At 64.1% G+C, this 23,128-nt stretch carries 18 protein-coding genes; 5 read left to right on the forward strand and 13 right to left on the reverse strand.

Annotation, left to right across the window (positions count from 1 at the left end):
- The first annotated feature begins 59 nt into the window (after nucleotides 1-59).
- Nucleotides 60-1,229 (forward strand): M20 aminoacylase family protein, encoded by a 1,170-nt coding sequence (locus BOO69_RS01225; protein ID WP_071969570.1) that lies wholly within the window; start codon nucleotides 60-62, stop codon nucleotides 1,227-1,229.
- A gap of 15 nt (nucleotides 1,230-1,244) precedes the next feature.
- Here the strand turns inward: BOO69_RS01225 and BOO69_RS01230 are convergent, their stop codons facing one another.
- The 11 genes from BOO69_RS01230 to BOO69_RS22925 form a co-directional block, all read right to left on the reverse strand.
- On the reverse strand, nucleotides 1,245-2,117 hold the full coding sequence (locus BOO69_RS01230; RefSeq protein ID WP_071969572.1) for a dimethyl sulfoxide reductase anchor subunit family protein: 873 nt from the start codon (nucleotides 2,115-2,117) through the stop codon (nucleotides 1,245-1,247).
- The gene (locus BOO69_RS01235) at nucleotides 2,117-2,863 is read right to left on the reverse strand and encodes a 4Fe-4S dicluster domain-containing protein (RefSeq protein ID WP_071969574.1); all 747 of its coding nucleotides are present in this window, start codon (nucleotides 2,861-2,863) and stop codon (nucleotides 2,117-2,119) included. The genes BOO69_RS01230 and BOO69_RS01235 overlap by 1 nt, the downstream gene beginning before the upstream one ends.
- A 73-nt stretch (nucleotides 2,864-2,936) precedes the next feature.
- Nucleotides 2,937-5,750, reverse strand: a complete 2,814-nt coding sequence (locus tag BOO69_RS01240; RefSeq protein WP_071969576.1) for a molybdopterin oxidoreductase family protein — start codon at nucleotides 5,748-5,750, stop codon at nucleotides 2,937-2,939.
- Between the two features lie 19 nt (nucleotides 5,751-5,769).
- Entirely contained in the window at nucleotides 5,770-6,528 is a 759-nt protein-coding gene (locus tag BOO69_RS01245) for a sulfite exporter TauE/SafE family protein (RefSeq protein ID WP_237267534.1), read from the reverse strand.
- On the reverse strand, nucleotides 6,521-7,525 hold the full coding sequence (gene pta / locus BOO69_RS01250) for a phosphate acetyltransferase (protein WP_071969578.1): 1,005 nt from the start codon (nucleotides 7,523-7,525) through the stop codon (nucleotides 6,521-6,523). Before pta ends, BOO69_RS01245 begins: the two co-directional genes overlap by 8 nt.
- 37 nt (nucleotides 7,526-7,562) lie before the next feature.
- Nucleotides 7,563-9,344: a sulfoacetaldehyde acetyltransferase gene (xsc, locus tag BOO69_RS01255; protein ID WP_071969580.1), complete on the reverse strand. Its 1,782-nt coding sequence runs from the start codon at nucleotides 9,342-9,344 to the stop codon at nucleotides 7,563-7,565.
- Nucleotides 9,345-9,457: 113 nt separating this feature from the next.
- Complete coding sequence (gene pdxR, locus BOO69_RS01260; protein ID WP_071969582.1) at nucleotides 9,458-10,921, reverse strand: MocR-like pyridoxine biosynthesis transcription factor PdxR; 1,464 nt, start codon at nucleotides 10,919-10,921, stop codon at nucleotides 9,458-9,460.
- A gap of 253 nt (nucleotides 10,922-11,174) precedes the next feature.
- Nucleotides 11,175-11,438, reverse strand: a complete 264-nt coding sequence (locus BOO69_RS01265) for a glycine zipper 2TM domain-containing protein (RefSeq protein ID WP_071969584.1) — start codon at nucleotides 11,436-11,438, stop codon at nucleotides 11,175-11,177.
- 214 nt (nucleotides 11,439-11,652) lie between these two features.
- Nucleotides 11,653-13,044, reverse strand: coding sequence for an aminotransferase family protein (locus BOO69_RS01270; RefSeq protein WP_071969586.1), 1,392 nt, complete (start codon nucleotides 13,042-13,044; stop codon nucleotides 11,653-11,655).
- Nucleotides 13,045-13,198: 154 nt separating this feature from the next.
- Nucleotides 13,199-14,542, reverse strand: coding sequence for a calcium-binding protein (locus BOO69_RS01275; RefSeq protein ID WP_071969588.1), 1,344 nt, complete (start codon nucleotides 14,540-14,542; stop codon nucleotides 13,199-13,201).
- A 112-nt stretch (nucleotides 14,543-14,654) separates the two neighbouring features.
- Entirely contained in the window at nucleotides 14,655-14,894 is a 240-nt protein-coding gene (locus BOO69_RS22925) for a hypothetical protein (RefSeq protein ID WP_156874838.1), read from the reverse strand.
- 78 nt (nucleotides 14,895-14,972) lie between these two features.
- Between BOO69_RS22925 and BOO69_RS01280 the strand changes: the two genes are divergently transcribed.
- The 3 genes from BOO69_RS01280 (at nucleotide 14,973) to BOO69_RS01290 (ending at nucleotide 18,185) form a co-directional block, all read left to right on the forward strand.
- Complete coding sequence (locus BOO69_RS01280) at nucleotides 14,973-15,992, forward strand: taurine ABC transporter substrate-binding protein (RefSeq protein WP_071969590.1); 1,020 nt, start codon at nucleotides 14,973-14,975, stop codon at nucleotides 15,990-15,992.
- A 115-nt stretch (nucleotides 15,993-16,107) separates the two neighbouring features.
- Nucleotides 16,108-16,914 (forward strand): taurine ABC transporter ATP-binding protein, encoded by an 807-nt coding sequence (locus BOO69_RS01285; protein ID WP_071969592.1) that lies wholly within the window; start codon nucleotides 16,108-16,110, stop codon nucleotides 16,912-16,914.
- A gap of 5 nt (nucleotides 16,915-16,919) precedes the next feature.
- Nucleotides 16,920-18,185, forward strand: a complete 1,266-nt coding sequence (locus tag BOO69_RS01290) for an ABC transporter permease (RefSeq protein ID WP_156874972.1) — start codon at nucleotides 16,920-16,922, stop codon at nucleotides 18,183-18,185.
- Between the two features lie 141 nt (nucleotides 18,186-18,326).
- Here BOO69_RS01290 and BOO69_RS01295 read toward each other — a convergent pair whose 3' ends face one another.
- Together BOO69_RS01295 and BOO69_RS01300 are read right to left on the reverse strand one after the other, a co-directional pair.
- Nucleotides 18,327-20,123: a c-type cytochrome gene (locus BOO69_RS01295; RefSeq protein WP_071969596.1), complete on the reverse strand. Its 1,797-nt coding sequence runs from the start codon at nucleotides 20,121-20,123 to the stop codon at nucleotides 18,327-18,329.
- A gap of 111 nt (nucleotides 20,124-20,234) precedes the next feature.
- Nucleotides 20,235-22,352 carry a DEAD/DEAH box helicase gene (locus BOO69_RS01300; protein WP_071969598.1) on the reverse strand — a complete coding sequence of 706 codons (2,118 nt, stop codon included), beginning with the start codon at nucleotides 22,350-22,352 and terminating at the stop codon, nucleotides 20,235-20,237.
- Between the two features lie 198 nt (nucleotides 22,353-22,550).
- Here BOO69_RS01300 and BOO69_RS01305 point away from each other — a divergent pair, with 198 nt between their 5' ends.
- Nucleotides 22,551-23,072, forward strand: coding sequence for a MarR family winged helix-turn-helix transcriptional regulator (locus BOO69_RS01305; RefSeq protein ID WP_071969600.1), 522 nt, complete (start codon nucleotides 22,551-22,553; stop codon nucleotides 23,070-23,072).
- Nucleotides 23,073-23,128 lie beyond the last annotated feature (56 nt).

Genomic DNA, 23,128 nt, shown 5'->3' on the forward strand with positions numbered 1-23,128 from the left:
ACTTCCCTCGCAAGCGGGCGTAGGGTGCTTCCGATATCAACGCGCACCGGAGCACCCCCATGAACATCCTGCCCACCATCGCCGAAAGCCGGGACGAACTGGACGCGATCTTTCGCGACCTGCATGCCCACCCGGAAATCGGTTTCACCGAGGTGCGCACCAGCGGCATCGTGGCTGACAAGCTGCGCGAATACGGGGTGGACGAGGTGCATACCGGGCTTGGCAAGACCGGGGTGGTCGGGCTGATCCGGGGCAAGGGGCAGGGGAACCGCCGCGTGGGCCTGCGGGCCGACATGGATGCGCTGCCGATCCACGAGGAAACGGATCTCGGCTATGCGTCGACCGTGCCGGGGGTCATGCACGCCTGCGGCCACGACAGCCATACCACGATGCTGCTGGGGGCCGCGAAACATCTTGCGGCGACCCGCGACTTTGACGGGACTGCGGTGGTCGTGTTCCAACCCGCCGAAGAGGGTCTGGGCGGTGCGCGGCAGATGCTGGCGGACGGTCTGTTCGAGCAGTTCCCCTGCGACGAGATTTTCGGCATGCACAACACGCCGAACGGCAAGCCCGGCAAAGTCGGCATCTGCAAGGGGGCCGCGATGGCCGGTGCGGCCTTCTTCGATATCGCGATCAAGGGCAAGGGCAGCCACGCCGCACGGCCCAGTGACAGCAAGGACAGCCTGGTCATCGGGGCCTCGCTGGCCTGCGAACTGCAAACCATCCTGAGCCGCAACATTCCACCGCACGAGGTGCTGGTCCTTTCGGTGACGGAACTGCACGCGGGGTCGGCCTACAATATCGTGCCGGACACGGCGCGTCTCGCGGGGACGATCCGGTATTTCAACGACGAGATGTACCGGCTGGCGGCCGACCGGATGCAGGCGATCTGCGACGGCATGGCCGTGATGCACGGGGTCGAGGTCGCGCTGGATCTCCGCAATGTCTTTGACGTGTTGATGAATGACGATGAACTGTCGGACGTCTACATGCAGGCGGCAGGCGACATCGTGGGCGAAGACAATCTCGACCGCGAGGCGCCACCGGTGACCGGCTCCGAGGATTTCGCGGACATGCTGCGGGTCATTCCCGGTGCCTATTGCACCGTCGGTCACGCTGGAACCGTGGGGCTGCACAATCCCGGCTACGTGCTGGACACTTCCATCCTGCCTGTGGGCGCGTCGATCATGGCCCGCGTGGTGGAGCGTCGGCTGCCCCTGACAGCCTGAAGCGGAAGCCGTGCCTCAGCGCTTGCCGTAGTAGAGGCCGACGACATGCTCGGCCTCGGCAAAGAAGAGCCACCGGGATGCCAGCACACCCGCGACATGCGCCAGCACTGCGATCACCGCAAGAAAGTGGCTGAACGGCAGCAACAGCAGCAGCACGGGCAGAACGATCATCAGTCCGAAGGAGATCACGCGCAGCTTTTGTGCGTGCTTGCGTCCGATCTGGAAGACGAACTCGCGAAGCAGATAGTTGGTGCCGGTGTGCGGCGGCTCGAAGGCGCGGACCTTGCCGATGTTGCCGAGCCGGGTGGCGCTGGCCATGTCGGTCCCGGACGCCGCCAGCGCCCTGTCGCCCAACAGCCATGTCGCGATCTGGATGATGCCTGACAGGATCAGCAGCACGATGCCCCAGGTGATCTGACCCGCCAGCAGCGCACCGCCCGCCAGCGCCAGCGACAGGAAGTACGCGGGTGTGACCGGCAGGTGCCAGCGCGGAACAGCCTTGATCTGGGTGTAGATCATCGCGGTCGTGAAGACCGTCACCAGCGAAAGGATCGCGCCGACGATCCCGACCGGCTGCCAGGCGGAATCGAAGAACACCAGACCCGCGCCATAGATCGCCATGACGATCAGCGCGGCGACGGAGCAGACACCTTCGCGGCTGAGCCAGCTTGAGCGCCATTGGCGGAACGCCTTGAGCGCGCGTTCCGGCCGCCCGAGGTGAAAGGTGGACGCGATGAGCCCGCCCACAGCGAGCAGGTACGCAACCGTGAAGAAGGCGAAGGCAGACCAGCCACTGACAGCGGGAACCCCGAAGCCCAGCCAGAACAGGAGCCCGAAACCCAGGCCCGAGAAAGTCGAAAACGCGATGACGGAGGGTGCGGGATGCATCAGAGTTTCTCCAGTGCCTTGTCAAGCCAGCCCAGAAAGCCTTTCGGCTCTTCCGCGACAGGCTCCAGATAGGGGGCGAGAATGTCGATCTCGGGCATCTTGTCCTTGGGCCGGGGCGGCAGGTACTTGTTCACGGGCTTGGTGCCCTGTTCCGGCATCAGATCGACGCCACCGCGTTCGGCAACGAGCCGGCTGACCGCGCTTTCCGGATCACCGAGGTCGCCGAAGTGGCGCGCGCCCGCCGGGCAGGTGCGCACGCAGGCGGGGGTACGATCCACTTCCGGGAGGTTCTCGTTGTAGATCCGGTCGACGCAGAGCGTGCACTTCTTCATGACCTTTTCTTCCGCGTCCATTTCCCGCGCGCCATAGGGGCAGGCCCAGGCGCACAGACCGCAGCCGATACAGTCGCTTTCGTTCACCAGAACGATCCCGTCCTCGACACGCTTGTAGCTGGCGCCGGTGGGGCAGACGGTGACGCAGGGCGCGTCCTCGCAATGCAGGCAAGACTTGGGAAAATGGATCAGCTGGGCATGACCTTCCTCGGGCTGCACCTCGTAGCTGTGGACCCGGTTGAGGAACGTGCCCGACGGATCGCCGCCATAGGCGTCCTGATCGCTCAGCGGGGCGCCGTAGTTCTCGGTGTTCCAGCCCTTGCAGGAAATCACGCAGGCGTGGCAGCCGACGCAGGTATCGAGGTCGATGACAAGGCCGAGCTTCTTCTCGGTGCGTTCGGGGAGAGACGTCATGCGATGCCCTTTCTGTGTCGTGCCGGAACCGGCGTATGGCTCCGGCTGGATGTCTGTCGCGGCTTGCGTTCCGTCATTTGCCCACCTTCCAGGCCAGGTTCTCTGGCGCTTCCGGGACCGGAGATTTCAGCGGGGGATATTCCGGTTTTGCCTCCGCGGGGGCGGCGGCTTTCTCGATCTTCACCTTGAGATCGAACCATGCGGCCTGTCCCGTGATCGGGTCGGAATTGGCCCAGCGCAGTCCGTCGCCCTTGGGCGGCAGAAGCTCGTGGATCAGGTGGTTCAGCAAGAAGCCTCTGGTCGCCTCCGGCGCGTCCTTGTCGAGGGCCCAGGCCCCCTTTCGCTTGCCGATGGCGTTCCAGGTCCAGACGGTATTCTCGTTCAGCGCCGCCATCTCCATGACCGGCACCGTGATCGCGCCATGCGGGGAACTGACCCTTGCCCAATCGCCGTCCGCAAGGTCGTGCCGCCGCATCAGCTTGGTCGGCAGGTACAGCGGGTTGTGCCCATGCAACTGGCGCAGCCACGCGTTCTGGCTGCCCCAGGAATGGTACATGGCCATGGGCCTCTGGGTCAGCGCATTGATGGTATAGCCATCATTGCCTTGCTGATCGGTCTCGTACCAGATCGGCAGTGGCGACATGGTCGCCTTGATCCGCTCGCGCAGATGTTCGGGCGGCTGCCTTTCGCCGTGACCTTCGGCGGCAAGCTGGAATTTTCGCAGCGGTTCGACATAGAGCGAGAAGAGGTAGGGCTGCGGACTGTCGTAGAGGCCCATCTCGACCGCCCACTGCTGGTAGGCCCGGTTCCACGGCTTGTAGTAGTTGGCGCCGTCGGGGATGTGCGCGGCAAAGAAACCGCCGTTCTTGATATAGCTGTCAAGCTGGCCTTCGTTCGGTCCGCCGCGGCCGTGCTGCAGACCGCGATCCCCCATCCGCCATCCGGCCAGCGGCCCGATGCCCGGCCGGCGTTCGTGGTTGACGATGTAATCCGCATAATCCGCGTATTTCTGGCTGCCATCCTCGTTCACGAAGCCGGGCAAACCCAGCTTTGCGCCGAGATCGCACAGCGCGGACTGGAACCCCTTCACGTTCCGGTCCGGTGTCACGACCGGCCAGCGGATGGCATCGGCTGCCGCGTCCGCCTCGCAGATGGGCCGATCCAGCAGCGAGATGCAGTCGTGGCGTTCAAGGTAGGTCGTATCGGGCAGGATCAGGTCGGCATAGGCCACCATTTCCGAGCTGTAGGCGTCCGAGTAGATGATATGCGGGATCACGTAGTCGCCGTTCTCATCGGTGTCGGTCAGCATCTCCATGACGCCACCGGTGTTCATCGACGAATTCCAGGACATGTTGGCCATGTACATGAAGAGCGTGTCGATCTTGTAGGGATCGCCTGCATAAGCGTTGGAAATCACCATGTGCATCAGCCCGTGGGCAGACATTGGGTTTTCCCACGTGAACGCCTTGTCGATGCGGGCGGGCGTACCGTCAGGCTTGAGCGCCAGATCGGCAGGGCCGTGGACGAAACCCAGGTGCGGACCGTTCAGGGGGCCGCCCGGTGTCATGCCGACGTGCGGCTTGGGGTGTGCCGTCGCCGGCTTGGGATAGGGGGGCTTGAACCGGAAGCCGCCGGGCACCTCGACCGTGCCCAGGATGATCTGAAGCACGTGAAGCGCGCGGCAGGTCTGGAAGCCGTTGGCGTGGGCCGAGATGCCACGCATCGCGTGAAAACTGACCGGGCGGCCCACCATCTTGTCGTGGGTCTCGCCCCGGAAGTCCGTCCACTGGTGGTCCAGTTCGAAGGCCTCGTCAAAGGCAACGCGTGCCAGTTCGGCGGCAATCGCGCGAATACGCTTCGCAGGGATGCCGCAGCGCTCCGCCACCTTTTCGGGGGCGTATTCATCGCCGAGATACATCTCGGCCATCTTGTGGAAAACGGGTCTGTGGGTGACCCCCTTGGCCCGGTGCGTCGCGGATAGGTCGGGCTTCACGCCCGGCTGATCGAAAGGCGTCAGTTTCTTGGTGACCCGATCGATGACCAGCTGCTTGCCGTCCTCGTCGCGCAGGTAGAGACCGTATTCGGGTGATTTTTCGTCACCGTTCACCAGCACCGGGGCGTCGGTATATTGCGCGAGGTATGTCAGGTCGATCTTGCCGGCCTTCATCAGGCAGTGGATCATCGACAGAATGAACAGCCCGTCTGTGCCCGGCGTGATTCCGACCCAGTCGTCGGCCACGGCATTGTACCCGGTGCGGATCGGGTTGACCCCGATCACCCGCGCGCCGCGCCCCTTGATCTTTCCGATGCCCATCTTGATCGGATTGCTATCGTGATCCTCGGCCACGCCGAACAGCATGAAAAGCTTGGTGTGGTCCCAGTCGGGCTGCCCGAATTCCCAGAAGGCGCCCCCCATCGTGTAGATTCCCGCCGCCGCCATGTTGACCGAACAGAAACCGCCGTGCGCGGCGTAGTTCGGTGTCCCGAAGGCCTGCGCCCAGAGCGAGGTGAAGCTTTGCGACTGGTCGCGGCCCGTGAAGAAGGCCAGCTTCTCGGGGTTCTTCTCGCGGATCGGGCGGAGCCATGTCGCGGCGATCTCGTAGGCTTCGTCCCACGAGATCTCCTCGAACTCGCCCGAGCCGCGGGGGCCGACGCGCTTCAGCGGGGCGCGCAGGCGCGACGGTGCGTTGTGCTGCATGATCCCCGCCGATCCCTTGGCGCACAGCACGCCCTGGTTGACCGGGTGATCGCGGTTGCCCTCGATGTAGGCGACCTTTCCCTCCTTGAGGTGAACATTGATGCCGCAGCGGCAGGCGCACATGTAGCAGGTCGTCTTGCGGACCTCATCCGACACTTTCGGGCTCAGGTTCAGCTTGGGCTGGTTCATCACTGGGGTCCTTTCGGGGTCAGATCAGGCTGCGTATCAGCGACAGCGCCGCCAGCCCGATCAACAGGCTGAGGCAGAAGGGCTTGTAGTAGGGTTCCCATCGTGGGTTGAAGAGCTTCGATCCCAGCCAGACACCCAGCAGCGTCACGGGAAGGAGAAACAACGCCCCCTTCGCGGCGGCAGGGGTCATCACCCCGAAGCCCAGCAGGTACACGAGCGACCCCAGCGAGCCGAGAAACAGGTAGAGCACCAGCGTTCCGCGCATCGACCGCGCGGTGTCGTTCTGGCTGAGAACGTAGAGCGCGACGACCATGCCGCCCACATGGGCAACGCCCGACGCGATGCCCGCAACCACGCCGGCCATCAGCGTGCCCCAGCGTGTCGCAAGCGCGGGAATGTTGACGCGCAGAAGCTGCAGCGCGGCCAGGACGAGGATCAACACCAGCGCGATCCGGGCAGACGTGGTCGCAGGCAGGCTGACGGTCAGCCACAGGCCGAGCGGCCAGCCGGCCCAGTTGCCTGCCACGAGAAGACCGGCGCGCAGCCTGTTCGCCTCCCTCCAGCCGCCTCGGGCCATCAGCAGGCTTGCCGCCATTTCCTGAAACCACAGGATCGGAATCAGCAACACGGGCGCGATGAAGCTCGCTGCTGCCGCCATGACAAGCGCCGACAGCGCGAACCCCGCAAAGCCGCGCACCAGCCCGGCCGCCAGCACGATGGCGAACAGCAGGACCGTATCGGTCGGGGAGAGCGGAAGGGCGGACCACAGGTCAGGCACCTGCCGCACCGGCTTGCAGCACGGTGACGGCGATCATGTCGGTCACATCCTGTGCGGTGCAGCCGCGCGACAGGTCGTTGGCTGGCTTGGCGAGGCCCTGAAGAACCGGGCCGATGGCATCGCAGCCGCCGATGCGCTGCGCGATCTTGTAGCCGATATTGCCCGCGTCGAGATCGGGAAAGACCATCACGTTGGCCTGGCCCGCAACGGCCGACTCCGGTGCCTTGGACGCCGCGACCTGCGGCACGAATGCCGCGTCGAACTGCAGTTCTCCGTCCGCGTCGAGGTCCGGATGATCGCGTTTGAGGATCTCGAGAGCATCGGTCACCTTGGTCACCGCCGCATGCCGCGCGCTGCCCATCGTGGAAAACGACAACAGCGCGACCTTGGGACTTTCACCCAGAAGCTGCTGGCAGGAGTCCGCGGAGGCCGCCGCGATGGCGGCAAGCTCTGCGGCGTCCGGCTCGATCACGAGGCCGCAGTCGGCAAAGATCATCCCGCGTCGTCCCGAGGGGTGATCCTTTGGCAGTGCCATCACGAAGAAACTGGACACGATGGGGGCGTCAGCGGCCTTGCCGATGACCTGAAGTGCCGCGCGCACGGTGTCCGAAGTGGTGGCGACGGCACCACCGACGGAGCCGTCGGCGCGCCCTGCACGCACCATCAGGGCGGCAAAGATCAGGGGGTCGCGGGCTTGGATGCGCGCCACGTCCTCGCTGATGTTCTTGTGCTTTCGCAGGTCGAAATAGTTCTGCGCGAAGTCCTCGGTCATCGGCGATGTGGCCGGATCGGCGATTTCGATCCCGTCGGGCCGCGAACCGGCCCCGGCCAGCATTTCCTCGACCTGCGCTGTCGGGCCCACCAGCGTGACCCGCGCGATGCCGGCTTCGACAGCGGCAATGGCGCCGGCCACGATCCGGGGATCGTGGCCTTCGCTCAGGACGATGTGGGCGGGGCGGGCCGCGGCGCGCTGCCGCAGTTCTTGCAGCAGGCTCACGTTCCGCCCTCCGGGTTATGCGGCATGTACACCGTGATCAGGCACCCGCCTGCGGGACCATGTCGTCCTTGCTGATCCCGGCGACCGACACGGGCTTCTTCATGGCGTCGCGGCGGAAAGGTTCGCCCAGTTCCTGGTTGAGCATGACCTCGATCAACGTGGTCTTGCCGTTGTTCATCTGATCGTCGATCGCCTTGTTCAGCGCCGCTGTCAGCTCGTCCATGGTGCGCACCGCGACACCCTCGAGCCCGCAAGCCTTCGCGATGCCCGCGTAGGACACCTCGGTATCCAGTTCGGTGCCGACGAAGTTGTCGTCGAACCACAGGGTCGAGTTCCGCTTCTCCGCACCCCACTGGTAGTTGCGGAAGACGATCTGCGTCACCGCCGGCCACTCGCCGCGGCCGATGGCGGTCAGTTCGTTGACCGCGATGCCAAAGGCGCCATCACCCGCAAAGCCGACGACCGGGACATCGGGGCAGCCGATCTTGGCGCCCACGATGGCGGGCAGGCCGTATCCGCAGGGGCCGAACAGGCCGGGCGCCAGGTACTTGCGACCCGCGTCAAAGTCCGGATAGGCGTTGCCGATGGCGCAGTTGTTGCCGATGTCGGAACTGATGATCGCCTCGCGCGGCAGGGCCTGCTGGATCGCGCGCCACGCCATGCGGGGCGACATCCAGTCCGGCTTGTCCTTGCGCGCACGCTCGTTCCAGGTGGTGCCGGGATCGTCTTCCTCGTGGTCCATCGACGACAGCTGCTGCGCCCATGTGGACTTGGCCTTGGCGATGCGCGCCTTGCGGTCCTCGCGGCCTGCGTCCCCCGCATCGTCCGACAGCTGGTTCAGGATGCCCTTTGCCACCTTCGCGGCATCGCCCACGATGCCGACCGTTACCTTCTTGGTCAAACCGATGCGATCGGCGTTGATGTCCACCTGGATGATCTTGGCGTCCTTGGGCCAGTATTCCATGCCGTAGCCGGGCAGGGTGGAGAAGGGGTTCAGCCGGGTGCCGAGGCACAGAACGACGTCGGCGTCCTTGATCAGTTCCATGCCGGCTTTCGACCCGTTGTAGCCCAGCGGACCCGCGAACAGCGGGTGCGATCCGGGGAAGGCGTCGTTGTGCTGGTAGCCGACGCAGACCGGCGCATCCAGCCGTTCGGCCAGGGCCTTGGATGCCTCGATGCCGCCGGCCGACAGGACAACGCCCGCGCCGTTCAGGATCACGGGGTTCTTGGCTTCGGACAGCAGCTTGGCCGCTGCGGCGACCGAGCTTTCGCCGCCGGGAGACTGTTCGAATTCCACCGGTTCGGGAATCTCGATATCGACGACCTGGGTCCAGAAATCGCGCGGGATGTTCAGTTGCGCCGGGCCCGACAGGCGCTTTGCCTTGGCGATGACGCGGGTCAGCACCTCTGCCACGCGGGACGGATCGCGCACCTCTTCCTGGTAGGCGACCATGTCTTCGAACAGCTTCATCTGTTCGACTTCCTGAAAGCCGCCCTGGCCGATGGTCTTGTTGGCGGCCTGCGGCGTGACCAGCAGCAGCGGCGTGTGGTTCCAGTACGCGGTTTTCACCGCCGTGACGAAGTTGGTGATCCCGGGACCGTTCTGCGCGATCATCATCGACATTTTTCCGGTCGCGCGGGTGTAGCCGTCGGCCATCATCCCGGCGGACCCTTCGTGGGCACAATCCCAGAACATGATCCCGGCCTTCGGGAAAAGGTCGGAGATCGGCATCATCGCGGAGCCGATGATCCCGAACGCGTTGTCGATACCATGACGCTGGAGAACTTTTACGAATGCTTCTTCGGTCGTCATTTTCATGAGCGGAGATCCTTAATATCTGTTGAGCCCGACGATTCTCGGGCTTTGACGTCACAGTAGGGGGCCGGGGTCGGGACTGTTAGGGCCAAAATCCACAGCCTCCTAATGCCAATTCATCCGAAGTCGCGGATTTCCCTTGCGATCAGGCCAACCCCGTCCGCGATCCTGCTGCTGGGGATCGAGGAATAGGCAAGGCGATAGTAGTTGGTCGGCTGGTGAGAGCCTGCGAAGAACGGGCGTCCCGGTTCGATCAGCACGCCCTTGCCGTGCAGCCGGCGGGCCAGAGCATCGGTGTCGACCCCGTCGGGTGCGCGCATCCAGAACGACGATCCGCCGTAATACCCCCGGCCGGAAATCCGCAGATCGTGGGCGGCCAGGGCCTTTTCCATCACGGCACGCCTGTCCTGCAGGGCGCTGCCCATGCGTCGGATCAGGGCGTCGTAGTGGCCGAGTGACAGGAAATAGGCGGCAGTCCGCTGGATGTGTCCGGGCGGATGCCGCAGGACGGAGGCGCGAAGGGCGCGCGCTTCCTTGATGAACGGTTCCGACCCCACGAGGTAGCCGAGCCGGAGCCCCGGAAACAGCGACTTGGAGAAGCTGCCGACGTAAATCACCCTGCCGTCGGTATCGAGCGATTTCAGCGCGGGCGAGGGCGACTTCAGGAACGACATCTCGAATTCGTAGTCGTCTTCGACGATCAGCGCGTTCATTTCCCCCGCCCTGTTCAGCAGGGCGTGACGCCGTTCCATCGGCATCGTCGCATTGGTGGGGCATTGGTGGCTCGGCGTCGTGAAGATGACGTCGGTATCCGGCGGGATAGACTCGGGTGGGATGCCGTCCGCGTCCACCCGGACCGGCGTCATGTGACAGCGTGACTGGGACAGGATGTCGCGCAGTGCGGGATAGCAGGGATCTTCGAGCGCGGCCCTTCTGCGCTGGGTCAGCAGAACCTGCGTTGTCAGCCAAAGCGCGTTCTGTGCGCCCAGCGTGATCAGGATCTGTTCGGGTCGGGCGTTGATGCCGCGACGGGGCAACGTGTGCCGCGCGATGAATTCGATCAGTTGCGGGTCGTCCCGGTCGAAATAGTCGGTCGTCAGCGCCGAGAAATCCCGCTGACCCAATGCCTGCAAGGCGCAAAGTCGCCAGTTGGCGTGGTCGAAAAGTGTCGGGTCCGCCTGGCCATAGATGAAGGGGTAGCGGAACTTGGCCCAGTCCTGCGGCTTGGACATGGCCGCGCCGCCGCTGAACCTCTGCCCTATGGCGCGGGACCAGTCGACCGCATCCTGTCGCTCGGTCAGCGGTTCGAAACTGGGCGGCGTGGGCGCGTTGGCCGAAACGAAATAGCCCGACCGCCCCTTCGACGAGAGGTAGTCGTTCGCCAGCAGTTCGGTGTAGGCGATTGTCACGGTGATCCGGCTGACGCCGAGATGGGCCGCCAGCCTGCGGGTGGAGGGAAGCTTTTCCCCCTGACGGAAGCGGCCAGAAAGGATGCCTTGGGCAATCATCTGCTGTATCTGCTGTTGCAGCGTGCCCTGCGCGTCGGGGTGCAGGAAGAAGGTTTCGACCGGAAGAGCCATGAAGGCACCTTAGATTGGACTTAATGTGCAATCAATCTGGAGTTATGGCGGTGCGAAATGAAAAATTAAGCCCCTGTATGCTAGGGAGCAAGCCCTCCAATGTAAACTTAAAAATGAGACTTCTGGTTTCGTTTATCGATTTCCGGTGTAATTTCCGGCGTCCGGTCATCCGCCAGGGCGCTCGCCGCGCACAAGAAAAAGGCCCCGTCCTGAGAGGACGAGGCCATCGCGATCCTTGGAGGGGTGTCGCGGTTTACGGGCAGGCTGCGGTGTAGCGCGAACCGTCGGGACGCTGGTACACGCAGGCACCGGCCTGGGTACGGCCGATATAGTTGCCGGCCGCTGCGCCGACAGCGCCGCCGATCAGGGCGCCGGCCACACGGTCGTCGCCGCCGGACACGGCTGCGCCGGTTGCTGCGCCAAGTGCAGCGCCGGTCAGCGCGCCCTGATTGGGTCCGCCCGGTTCGCATGCGGCCAGTGCGGCGATCATGGGGATGGCGATAAGAAGCTTTTTCATGGTAGTCTCCCGAATTGTCGTTCGTGGGTTAACGCAGCCAAATCGCAAAAGGTTCAGACAAATTTCTGCCGATCTGCTGATCGGCGAAAGTCAGCCATTTTGCAGGCCACGCATCTTGTTCGGGCAAGACATCCAATGGGTCGGACAAACGAAAGGCCGGGTCAAGCCCGGCCTTCTGAAGATGTTGGCGGGAAAGCGCCGAAGCGCGGCCCGATCAGGCGAAAACGCGTCCCAGCGCACCATCGACCGCGTCGACGATCTGGTCGATATCGTCCTTCTTCGCGATCAGCGCGGGCGAGAAGCACAGCGTGTTGTTCTTGCCGGGCAGCGAACGGTTGGTCGCGCCGATGATGACACCTTGTCCCATGCAGTCGGCCACCACCTGCTGCACCAGCTTTTCCGCCACCGGTTCGCGGCTGCTACGGTCGGCGACCAGTTCGGCACCAAGGAACAGCCCCTTGCCGCGGACCTGTCCGATCACGGCGTGCTTGTCGGCGAGCGCGTGCAGCGCGTCCAGCATGTAGTGCCCCATGTCGGTCGTGTTCTGCAGCAGGTTCTCTTCCTCGATGATCTTCATGTTCTCGATGCCGGCGGTCGGCCCGGCGGTGCAGCCGCCGAAGGTCGAGATGTCGCGGAAGTAGTTCAGCGGATCGGTGGCATCGTCCTTGAACATGTCGAACACCTCCTCGGTGGTGACAAGGCAGGCAATCGCCGCGTAGCCAGACGCGACGCCCTTGGCCATGGTCACCATGTCCGGCTTGATGCCGTAGTGCTGGTAGCCGAACCAGGTGCCGGTGCGCCCGACGCCGCAGACCACTTCGTCGATGTGCAGCAGCACGTCATACTTCTTGCAGATCTCCTGAACACGCTCCCAATAGCCTTCGGGGGGCGTGATCACGCCGCCTCCGGCGGTCACCGGCTCCAGACACAGGCCGCCCACGGTGTCCGGGCCCTCGGCCAGGATCACCTTTTCGATCTGGTCGGCTGCCCAGACGCCGTAGTTCTCCTGCGGTGCGCCATCCTGTTCAAAGCTGCGATACTCGAGGCAATGCGGCACACGCACGAACCCGTCCGTGAAGGGGCCGTACTGCGCATTGCGTTCGTCCTGACCGCCGGCGGACAGGCAGCTGATCGTCGTACCGTGATAGTCGCGATCACGGTACAGGATCTTGTGCTTCTTGCCGCCATAGCGCTTGTGCGCGATCTGGCGCACCATCTTGAAGCCCTTCTCGTTCGCTTCCGAGCCGGAGTTGCAGTAATAGACGCGGCTCATGCCGGGCATCTTGTCGATCAGCATCTCGGCAAAATTCGAGCCGGGGATCGACCCGGCGGAGCCGGCGAAGTAGTTGAGCTTGATCAGTTGGTCACGGACCGCATTGGCGATGCGTTCGCGGCCATAGCCCACGTTGACGGTCCAGACGCCGCCCGACACGGCATCGATATGTTCCTTGCCCTTCTGGTCCCAGACGCGCATCCCCTTGCCTTCGACGATGATCCGGGGGTCGGTCGTCTCGTAGGGCTTGTGCTGGCTCAGGTGGTGCCAGATGTGCGCGCGGTCCGCTTCGACAACGCGGGAGATATCGTTTTCGTTGAAATTGCCGTCCATGGGTCAGACCTTTCGTCGCTGGGAGAGCGGAATGAAATCGCGGCGGTTCACGCCACGTCTGCCCAACTCTCTGCGGCTTGAGCGCAGAATCAAGTAGGGCCAGAACCTCTCCATTGGTAGCGCCAGAATTTCGGCGTGTCTAATGGGGCAGAGGTCAGAAGATGAAATCCGAGGCGTCCAGGTCGCCGAGGTCGGTGCCGGTGAGGGTAATGGTGCTGCCCTCGCCGGTGTCGATCACCGCGTCCGTGCCAACCTGGAAAAGGTGATTGTCGTGCAGATCCGCGAAACTGGTGATGGCAGTAACGCCACTGAGGTCGATGCGCTCGAAAGGGTTCAGAGCCTCGAAATCGGCGATCGTGTCCTGCCCGAAACCGTCTGCAAAGATAAAGGTGTCGGCATTGTATCCGCCGATCAGGCTGTCGTTCCCAAGCCCTCCGTCAAGCCTGTCGAACCCCGCATCGCCGGAAAGAAAATCGTTCCCGTCATTGCCTTCCAACGTATCGTGACCGGTGCCGCCAAAAATGCGGTCATTGCCATCATTCCCGGACACCAGATCATTGCCCTGCTGGCCGAACAGCGCGTCGTCAGAACCGAGCCCCTCGATGCTGTCCTCGCCGGTGCCACCGTACAGACGGTCAGAACCGACGGATCCTTCGAGGACGTCATTCCCGTCCTCGCCAAAAAGCCAATCGGCGTTGCCCCCGCCACGCAGGGTGTCGTTGCCGGTGCCGCCGTACAGGGTGTCGAAACCGAAAGCGCCTGTCAGAATGTCGTTGCCTGCACCGCCATGCAGCCGGTCATTCCCGGAACCGCCGCTCAACCCGTCATGGTCATTTCCGCCGTGCAGGACATCGTTGCCACTTCCGCCCTGAAGGTTGTCGCGCCAGTGGCCGCCGAAAAGCACATCGTCCCCGCTGAAGCCGCGCAGGTAATCGTTGTTGGCGCCGCCGTAGAGCGTGTCGTCGCCGTTAGAGCCATCAAGCCTGTCGACGCCACCGTTGCCGTAGATCACCGTTCCAGTCTGATAGCCCCAGATTATTTCGCCGTACATGCCGCCCATGATCGTGATGGACTGTGGGTCGGGGAGGTGGTCGTAAAGCGCCCCCTGATATCTGATGTAGTCCATCGAGGCATTCAGAACGATATCCTCAACCCGCAGCAGGTCTACAAGCCCGTCGAAGCGGGCATCGCCTGTCAGGGTAAGTGCGTCATCCAGCGCCTGTGCGACCTCTGCCGCATCCCAATTCATGCCTGTCATGTTCGAGGCGACAGCAGAAAGATCGGTCTCGAGATAGTCAATTTGGGTGACGGTTCCTGAAACCGGCCAGCCGGCATCATCGAAAACCAGATCTGTTCCGATGACGCGGATCGCCCGTTCCCCCTCCATCGTCGGCAGGAACATGAACTGATCGGGCGTATCGGGGTCTGACACCAGCTGGTGCCCGCCTGGTATCCAGTCGCTGAACTGGTGATAGCTGTTGCCGGAGAATATGACCATTTTTCTGGCCTTTCAGGCTGCGGAGCAGTTCTGTTGAACGAGATCAGGTTAAGAGGTGCGTCCTCCGAGGTCAAATCAAGCGGTCGCGTGCGACAAGATGTGCAATCTGGACTCATGCAGTGCCGGCGGTTGGACGTTTGATCTGGCGGTTTTCGCCCACAGGATCATCGCCCATGACACGGGGGTTTCCGAAATTGCGAATGGCGAAATCGAGTTTGCTGAATTGATTGCCCGGTTTCGCCCAAGCAAAAGTCACCTGCCGTGGAAGAGAAACGGAAGAGGCGGGAAAACAAGCAAAAATTCCGTTTTGAAGCGATGCATCCCTTGCATTTTTCCGCAGGATGACGCCCAAATCGGACCTGCTAGCCAATTCCACACACGCCAAAGACGGGCAGCCAATGTCCGCTTCGGATACCAAAGGGAGACTACAATGATCCATAAGACCACAACCAGCTTTGTCGCTGCCGCCGTCATGGCGATGACCGGCCAGGCCGCTCTGGCCGATGCGCATTCCGGCGAGATCACGGTCGCCTACTTCCTCGAATGGCCGATGCCGATGCTGGCGGCCAAGGCGTCCGGCGCCTACGAGGAAGCGCTGGGCAAGAAGATTAACTGGGTGTCGTTCGAGACCGGCACCGCGATGTCCGCCGCGATGGCGTCGGGTGACGTGCAGATCTCGGTCAGCCAGGGCGTGCCCCCCTTCGTGGTCGCGGCCTCCGGCGGGCAGGACATCCAGGTGGTCGATGTCGCCGTGTCCTATTCCGACAATGACAACTGCGTGGTGAAGTCCGATCTGGAAATCACCAAGGACAGCGCCTCCGAACTCGCCGGCAAGAAGGTCGCGGTGCCGCTTGGCACGGCCGCGCATTACGGCTTCCTGCGCCAGATGGACCACTTCGGCGTGCCGCTGGACAGCCTGCAGATCGTCGACATGGCGCCGCCGGAAGGTGCCGCCGCGCTGAGCCAGGGTGCCGTGGACTTCGCCTGCGGCTACGGCGGTGGCCTGACCCGCATGAAGGAATACGGCAACGTGCTGCTGACAGGCGACGAGAAGGAAGAACTGGGCATCCTGGTGTTCGACGTGACCTCGGTGCCTGCGTCCTATGCCGCTGAAAACGGCGAGGAACTGGCGAAGTTCCTGCAGGTCACCGCGGAAGCCAACGCGCAATGGGCGGCGGATCCCAGTGACGAGATGCTGGGCCAGATCGCCGAGCAGTCGGGCATGGACCTTGAGGCGGCCCGCGCGGCGATCTCGACCTTCAAGTTCCCGACCGTCGAAGAGCAGCTTTCCGAGCGCTGGCTGGGCGGCAACGCGGCCACCTTCATGAAAGGCGTTGCCGAAGTCTTCGTAGAGGCGGGTTCGATCGACTCCGCGCTGGACAGCTACGAAGGTGCCGTCAACACCGCCCCGCTCGAAGCGGCGCAGGAAATGATGAACAGCGGTTCCTGATCCACAAGAGCCGGCGCGGTACAGGATGTGCCGCGCCGGCCTGCGCTTGAATTCATGTAACTGAGGCGGGCGCCGACCCGCCCCATTGCCCCGACGTGGGCAGAAGGCCGATACCATGAGCGGACTTTCCATCGAAAACCTTTCCATGCGCTTCGACCTGCCGGGCGGCGGTCATGTCCAGGCGCTCCAGGACGTGTCTCTCGAGCTCCAGGAGGGTGAGCTGCTGAGCGTGCTGGGCCCCTCGGGCTGCGGAAAGACCACCCTGCTGAACATCGTGGCAGGGTTTCTCGCCCCGACGGGCGGCAAGATGACCCTGAACGGGCACAAGATCACCGGACCGGATGCCGAGCGCGGCATGGTGTTCCAGCAGGGGGCCTTGTTCGAATGGATGTCGGTGCGCGAAAACGTCGGCTTTGGCCCGTCGATGAAGGGGATGCCGAAAAAGGAGAAGGCCGAGACGGTGAACCACCTGCTCGACGTCGTCGGCCTCAAGGATTTCAAGGAAAAGGCGGTCTACGAGCTGTCGGGCGGGATGCAGCAGCGCGTTGCGCTGGCACGGTGCCTTGCCAACGACCCGGATGTCATCCTGATGGACGAACCATTGGGCGCGCTTGACGCCCTGACCCGTGAAAAGATGCAGAGCCTCGTGCTCAAGCTGTGGAAGGAAACCGGCAAGACCATCATCCTCATCACCCACTCCGTCGAGGAAGCCCTGCTGTTGGGAGAGCGGTTGATCGTCATGGCGCCACGGCCCGGTCGGATCCACAAGGAATATCGCCTGCCCTTTGCCGAGCTGGGTGTGAATGCCGACCTCCGGCAGGTCAAGAAACACGAGGAGTTCGCGCCCCGTCGCGAAGAGATCCTCAACATGATCTGGGACATGGAAGAAGAGATCATGGGCACCAAGGAGAACGCGGCATGAGCGGTATCTTCTTCCTGCTGATCTACATCGCCATCTTCGTCGTCAGTGCGTTGCTGGTGACAAAGGTGCTGCACAAGGCAACCAGCGATTACACGTCGCTCAAGACCGTGAAATTCGGCGACGAAAGCGCGGTCCGGCCGAACCGCATCGCCGGTGTCGTATCGGTTCTGACCATCTTCGTGATGTGGGGTGTCTTCACCGGGTCCAACCTGCTGCCGTCCTTCCTGCACGCGCCCGGCCCCTTCGTCGGCACCACCACCTTCACCTATACGGCGCAGGCGCCGGGACAGGGGACGGACGATGCGACCGTGACCGTCGTGGTCCACCCGCGCGGCGAACCCGCGGACACGCCCGAGGTCGAACCGGGCGACGGTTTCGCCAAGAACGATGCCACGACCATCGCGCAATGGCGCAGCGGGCTGATCCGCGTCGATGCCAACGACGAGATCAGCAAGAGCGACGGCGCCGAGGTGATCGCCATCGATGGTCAGGAAATCGCCCCCGGCGGTACGGTGCAGACGGCGAACGGGTCGGTCACCCTGTCCGACAAGGGCACGCCGAACTTCCAGCCGTCTCGCGGCTGGCAGATGGAACCGCTGTACCTACCGGCGCCGGAAGAAGTCTGGACCCGGACCTTGCAGATCATGGACGAGGGGTTCCGCAACTTCACCCTGCTGGAACACCTCGGTTATTCCCTGTTCCGCGTCATCGTCGGCTTCCTGCTGGGGGCGCTGGTCGGCATCCCGCTGGGCTACGCCATGGGGCTGAGCAACTGGTTCCGCGGCTGGTTCGATCCGATCGTGGAATTCATGCGCCCCGTGCCGCCGCTGGCCCTGATCCCGCTGGTCATCATCTGGGCGGGGATCGGCGAGGCGGGCAAGATCATCCTTCTGTTCCTCGCGGCGCTCTGGATCATGGCGATCGCGGCGCGGTCGGGGGTTTCCGGCGTCAAGATATCCAAGGTGCACGCCGCCTATTCGCTGGGCGCGAGCAAATGGCAGGTCATGCGACATGTGATCATTCCGAATTCCCTGCCCGAGATATTCACCGGCGCACGGGTCGCCATGGGGGTCTGCTGGGGCACCGTCGTCGCGGCGGAACTCGTCGCTGCAGAACAGGGTGCGGGGATGATGATCATGACGGCATCCAAGTTCCAGAACACCGACATCGTCATCATGGGGATCATCCTGATCGGCGTGATTGGCTTTGGCATCGACATGCTGATGCGTGCGGCCGAACGCTTTCTCGTGCCTTGGAAGGGCAAGGGCTGAGCCGAACCGGCCATCCACTTTTGCCACAGAAAAAGGGCCGGAGACTGCCAGTCTCCGGCCCTTCTTGTACGTTTGGCTCAGGTCAGGCTGTCGAGGGCGCACCCGTTTCGACACACATCAGATCAGGCACACCCGGTGGCTTCACTTCGGCAAGGGCGGCTGCGACGCGAACCAGGCCGCGACGTCGGCGCGCTGGTCTTCGGTCATCGCCTTGGCGTAGCGATGCATCGGGTTGAGACCCGGCAGCGGCAGGCTGGAGTCGCGCGCGAAGTAATCCAGACGGCTGTTCAGGTAACCGACGTTCTGGCCCTGAAGGCGGGGCGCCAGCGGCAATCCATCCCGGCCGGGCCTGCCGTGACAGGTGACGCAGGCGGGGACTCCTGCCAGTTCCAGACCGTTCCGGGCGATCTCCGCGCCGGCAGCGGCGCGGCCTGCATCCACGTCTCCGGGCGACGGGATCGGGGGCAGGGTTTCGAAATAGGCGGCCAGATCCGCCATGTCGTCATAGTCCAGCCGCTGGGTGACCTGAAACATCTTGTCGTTCTTGCGTGTCTGCGTGTGGAACGCCTCGAGCTGGTGATGGACGTAGCGCGACGTCTGAAGCGTGAGGTTCGGGGTCTGCCCCGAACTGCTGCCCGTCGCCGCATCGCCGTGACATTCGCTGCAAACCTGCGCAACCAGCCCGCGCGCGTTGTCGAGGTCGGCCTCGCGTGCCGGCGGGGCGGGGATCTGGCCGGACGGCAGGCTGGCGAGGTAGGTGGCGACCGCAGTCCGTTCTTCTTCGCTCAGTCCGCTCGCCTCGTGCGGCATCGGATTGTAGAGCCCCGAAGCGCCGCGTTCGGACATGGCGAAGGCGTCGAGCTGCTGTTTCAGGTAGGGCGCATTCTGGCCGGTCAGAGCCGGGATTTCAAAGACGCCTTTCTCCGTCCGCGGAGTCTGGTGGCAGACGAAGCAAGGGGCGACCGCCAGCTCGGGGTGCCCGCCCTCCACGATCTTCTTGCCGGTCTCCAGAAGCGCGGTCTGCAGCGTTTCGGGGCGGGTGCCTTCCTTGTCGGGCAGCCCGTCGTAATAGCGACCCAGTGCGGTGATCTGGTCCCCGGTGAGACCCGATGCGACGACCTTCATGATACCGCTGTGCCTGCGACCGCTGGCATAGGCGCGCAAGCTGTCCGAGATGTAATTTGCCGACAGCACCGTGAGGTTGGGCGCGCGGCCTTCGGTCGGGCTGCCGCTGCCGTCCACACCATGGCAGGCGGCGCAGCGTTCCACCGGCACACCGGTTGCGGCAATGTCGGCCCATTCGGTCGCGGGCGTTGCGTAAAGGTACTCGTCCATCGGCGGGGCCTTGATCCCCGTGTCGCTTTCCAACAGCGGACCTTCCGCCACGTAGGGCATGCGCGGGGCCTCGACGTCCGGTCCGGCAACGAGGCGGGTGTAGGTGGCGCCGTCCATCCCGGGAAGTTGCCGCAGAAACGCGACAACCGACCAGATTTCATCGAGATTGCGGTCGGATGGCCACGCCGGCATCGCGCTGAAACGCACGCCGTTGCGCAGGATGACGTAAAGCTCGGCGTCGCTGAACTGGCCCACCACCGCTGGAAGGTGCTGTGGCCGGGGCCGCATGGACAGCGCCACAGGGCTTTGTCCCAGTTCCGGTCCGCCGTGGCATTTCGAACAGACGTTTTCGTAGTGCTGCGCCCCGAGGGCGATGCGACCGGGGCTGTCGAGATCCGCCGGCGGCTCCTGGTCCGCGCGGGTCGCGACTGCGCGCTTGAAGACGGTGTGCAAAAGATCGGTGGTGATCGCCCAGTGCGGAGGACGGGCGGAAACGGTCGGCAGCCCCAGTGCGATGACCACCGCCGCGATGGCCGCGCCGGCAGCGGCAAGACCGACCAGTGCCAGGATCAGTTTCTTGACGGATATCTTTGAACTCAACATGGCAACCACCCATCACAACCCGATGACGAAGGTTGAGCTAGAACGATCGCCACCGTTGCACAGGGCGCTGCCGGAAAATCGTGCCTCGGCCCGGTGCGCCGGACCCGGCGGTCACTTGGGCCGAAAGCTGTTCTTGCCCCGCTTGGGGCCCGAGTCACCGCTGCGCGGTTTGCCCCGTGACGCCGGTTTTCCGCCCTGCTTGCCGATCTTGTGGGGCGGGGTGAACCGCTTGGACGGATCGGCGGCGCGCCGATAGCTCTTGCCGTCCGCCTGTTCCTCCGGCGCCCGGTCCCGTGCCGGTTTTGCGCTTTTCCCCTTCCGGGGGGCATCCGCATCCTTCTTCCATACCGCCTTTGCCTTGGGCTTGGAGGTGCCGTCGGATTTGGGTTTCGGCGTTGCGCCGGGCTTCATGGGGCTGCGCTCGGTCTTGTGCGACTTCGGCGGCCGTTCGCCCTTGGGCTTCGCGGGCTTGTCGAACTTCGGTTTCTGCGGTTTCGGCTTGTCGGTGCGCGGTGCGGCGGTTTCGACCGGGGGTTCCCGGCGGTCGCCGGCCCGCGCCGATGGCGCATCCGGGTCGAACGCGGGCCTGCGCGGCGGTTTGGGTCCACCGGGCCGGGGGCCGCGTGCGCCGGCCGGTTTCGGCCCGCCTTTCGGCAGATCGGGCGCCTTGTCGAGCTGGGTGACCACCGCACCGTCCTCGGCGATACGATCCGGGCCGATGGCATTCAGGAACTTCGGTGCGGAACTGGCGAGGATCTCGACGAAGCTGTGGCTGTCCTGCACCCGGATCGCGCCGATGTCGTCCTTGGTCAGGTCACCCGCACGGCAAAGCATCGGCAGCAGCGTGCGCGGCTCGGCCCCGTCCTGCCGGCCGCGGCTGACGGAGAACCACACCGACGGTCCGAAGGCCGGACGCTTGGTGTCGTCCCGCGCGCCCGGGTCCGCCAAGTCTTCCGGTGCTGAGGCCCTTGCGCGGTAGAGGTTGACGAAGGCGGTCGCGAGTTGTTCGGCACTGTAGCTTTCGACCAGCCGGGCGACGAATTCGGCGGCATCCTCGGGTACGGGGGTCTCCCACGCGGGATCCGACAGCAGCCGCGCTTCATCGGCGGCATTGACCTCGTCCGCCGAGGGGGCGCTGGCCCACTCCGCCTTGAGCTTGGCCCAGCCCAGAAGCCGGTTGGCCTTGGTCTTCATTTTCGGCGGCACGATCAGGGCAGAGACGCCCTTGCGCCCCGCGCGCCCGGTCCGGCCCGACCGGTGCAGCAGCGTATCGGCATTGCTTGGCAGGTCCGCGTGGATCACCAGTTCGAGGTTGGGCAGGTCGATGCCGCGCGCGGCCACATCCGTGGCGATGCAGACCCGGGCACGTCCGTCCCGCAGGGCCTGGAGGGCATTCGTCCGCTCGGACTGGGTCAGTTCGCCCGACAGGGCAACGACCGAGAAACCGCGATTGGTGAACTTGGTGGTCAGCCGTGCCACGGCGGCGCGGGTATTGCAGAAGACGATGGCGTTCTTGGCTTCGTAGAACCGCAGCACGTTGATGATGGCGTTTTCCGTGTCCCGCGGGTGCACGTTCAGCGCGCGGTACTCGATATCCGCGTGCTGGCGGGCCTCGCCGGTGGTGGTGATGCGCTGGGCATCCCGCTGGTAGGACGCCGCCAGTTTGGCGATTGCCGCAGGTACGGTCGCCGAGAACAGGAGCGTGCGGCGATCCTCGGGCGCTTCGGACAGGATGAACTCGAGCTCTTCACGAAAGCCGAGATCCAGCATCTCGTCCGCTTCGTCCAGTACCACGGCGCGCAGGGCCGAGAGGTCGATGTTGCCGCGCTTTATGTGATCGCACAGGCGTCCCGGGGTGGCCACCACGACGTGCGCGCCCCGGTCGAGGGCGCGGCGTTCGGTGCGCTGGTCCATGCCGCCGACGCAGGTTGTGACGATCGCCCCGGTTTGTCCATAAAGCCAGCCCAGTTCGCGCGCGACCTGCATCGCAAGCTCGCGCGTGGGGGCGATGACCAGCGCCAGCGGGGTCCCCGCCGGCCCAAAACGGGGCTGATCGCCCAGCAGGGTTGGTGCGATTGCAAGGCCGAAACCCACTGTCTTGCCCGATCCGGTCTGAGCCGAGACGAGCAGGTCCGCCTCTTCCAGCGCGGGATCGGTAACGGCCTCCTGCACGGGAGTAAGGGTATCGTAGCCTTGGGCGGCAAGGGCGTCGGCGATGGTCTGAATCACGAAAGAAGTCGTCCTGTTGATGAGGTCGCCGTGCGGCGCACGGGAGAGGCCCGGATGGGGTAGGGCAGGCCTTAGGGGGTTCGGGTCCTTTTGTACATGGGGTTCTTCGGGGTTGAAAACGAGGGCGCTGCCCCAATTTAGACTTGAGTTTGCTGGATTGCGTCAATTACCTCTGGACGCGTGGTGGGGAGGCAGGTGATGTCGAATGACTTTGACACCTCGGGCGCGTTCGAGGACCGGCAGGGCAAGCATCCGGCGGTTGCCGGTATCGAAGACGTCATAACCTTCAAGCTGCACACGCTGGGGGTGATCGGTGAACGGTCCGGAAGCCACTGGTCCGAAACCATGTTCGACTTCACCCTCACCAACTGGCGGGTTTTGGCGGTCATTCGGGCGCATCAGCCCACGCGGGCCGGCGATGTGGCCGAGATCCTGCTGATGGACAAGAGCCAGCTCAGCCGCGTGATCAAGCAGCTGAAGGCGGCGCGGCTCATCGTCGACACCACCGATCCCGATGACGGGCGGGCAGTGGCGCTGAAACTGACGGCAAAGGGCACGACGCTCTATCACCGGATCATGGAACACGTGATGGAACGCAACGAACTGGTACTGGCGCCGCTGACGTCCCAGGAGGCGGAGACCCTCTCGCGTCTTCTCGACAAGCTGATCGCGCAGTCGCGCGTCCTGCTGGAATCGCGAAACCAGAGCCACGGCAAATAGGTCTCTTACAGTCCTTTCCGCCGGTGCCCGGGCACAAAGACCGCTGGCGTTCGGAG

The organism is Sulfitobacter alexandrii, assembly GCF_001886735.1.
GTDB classification, from domain to species: Bacteria; Pseudomonadota; Alphaproteobacteria; order Rhodobacterales; family Rhodobacteraceae; genus Sulfitobacter; species Sulfitobacter alexandrii.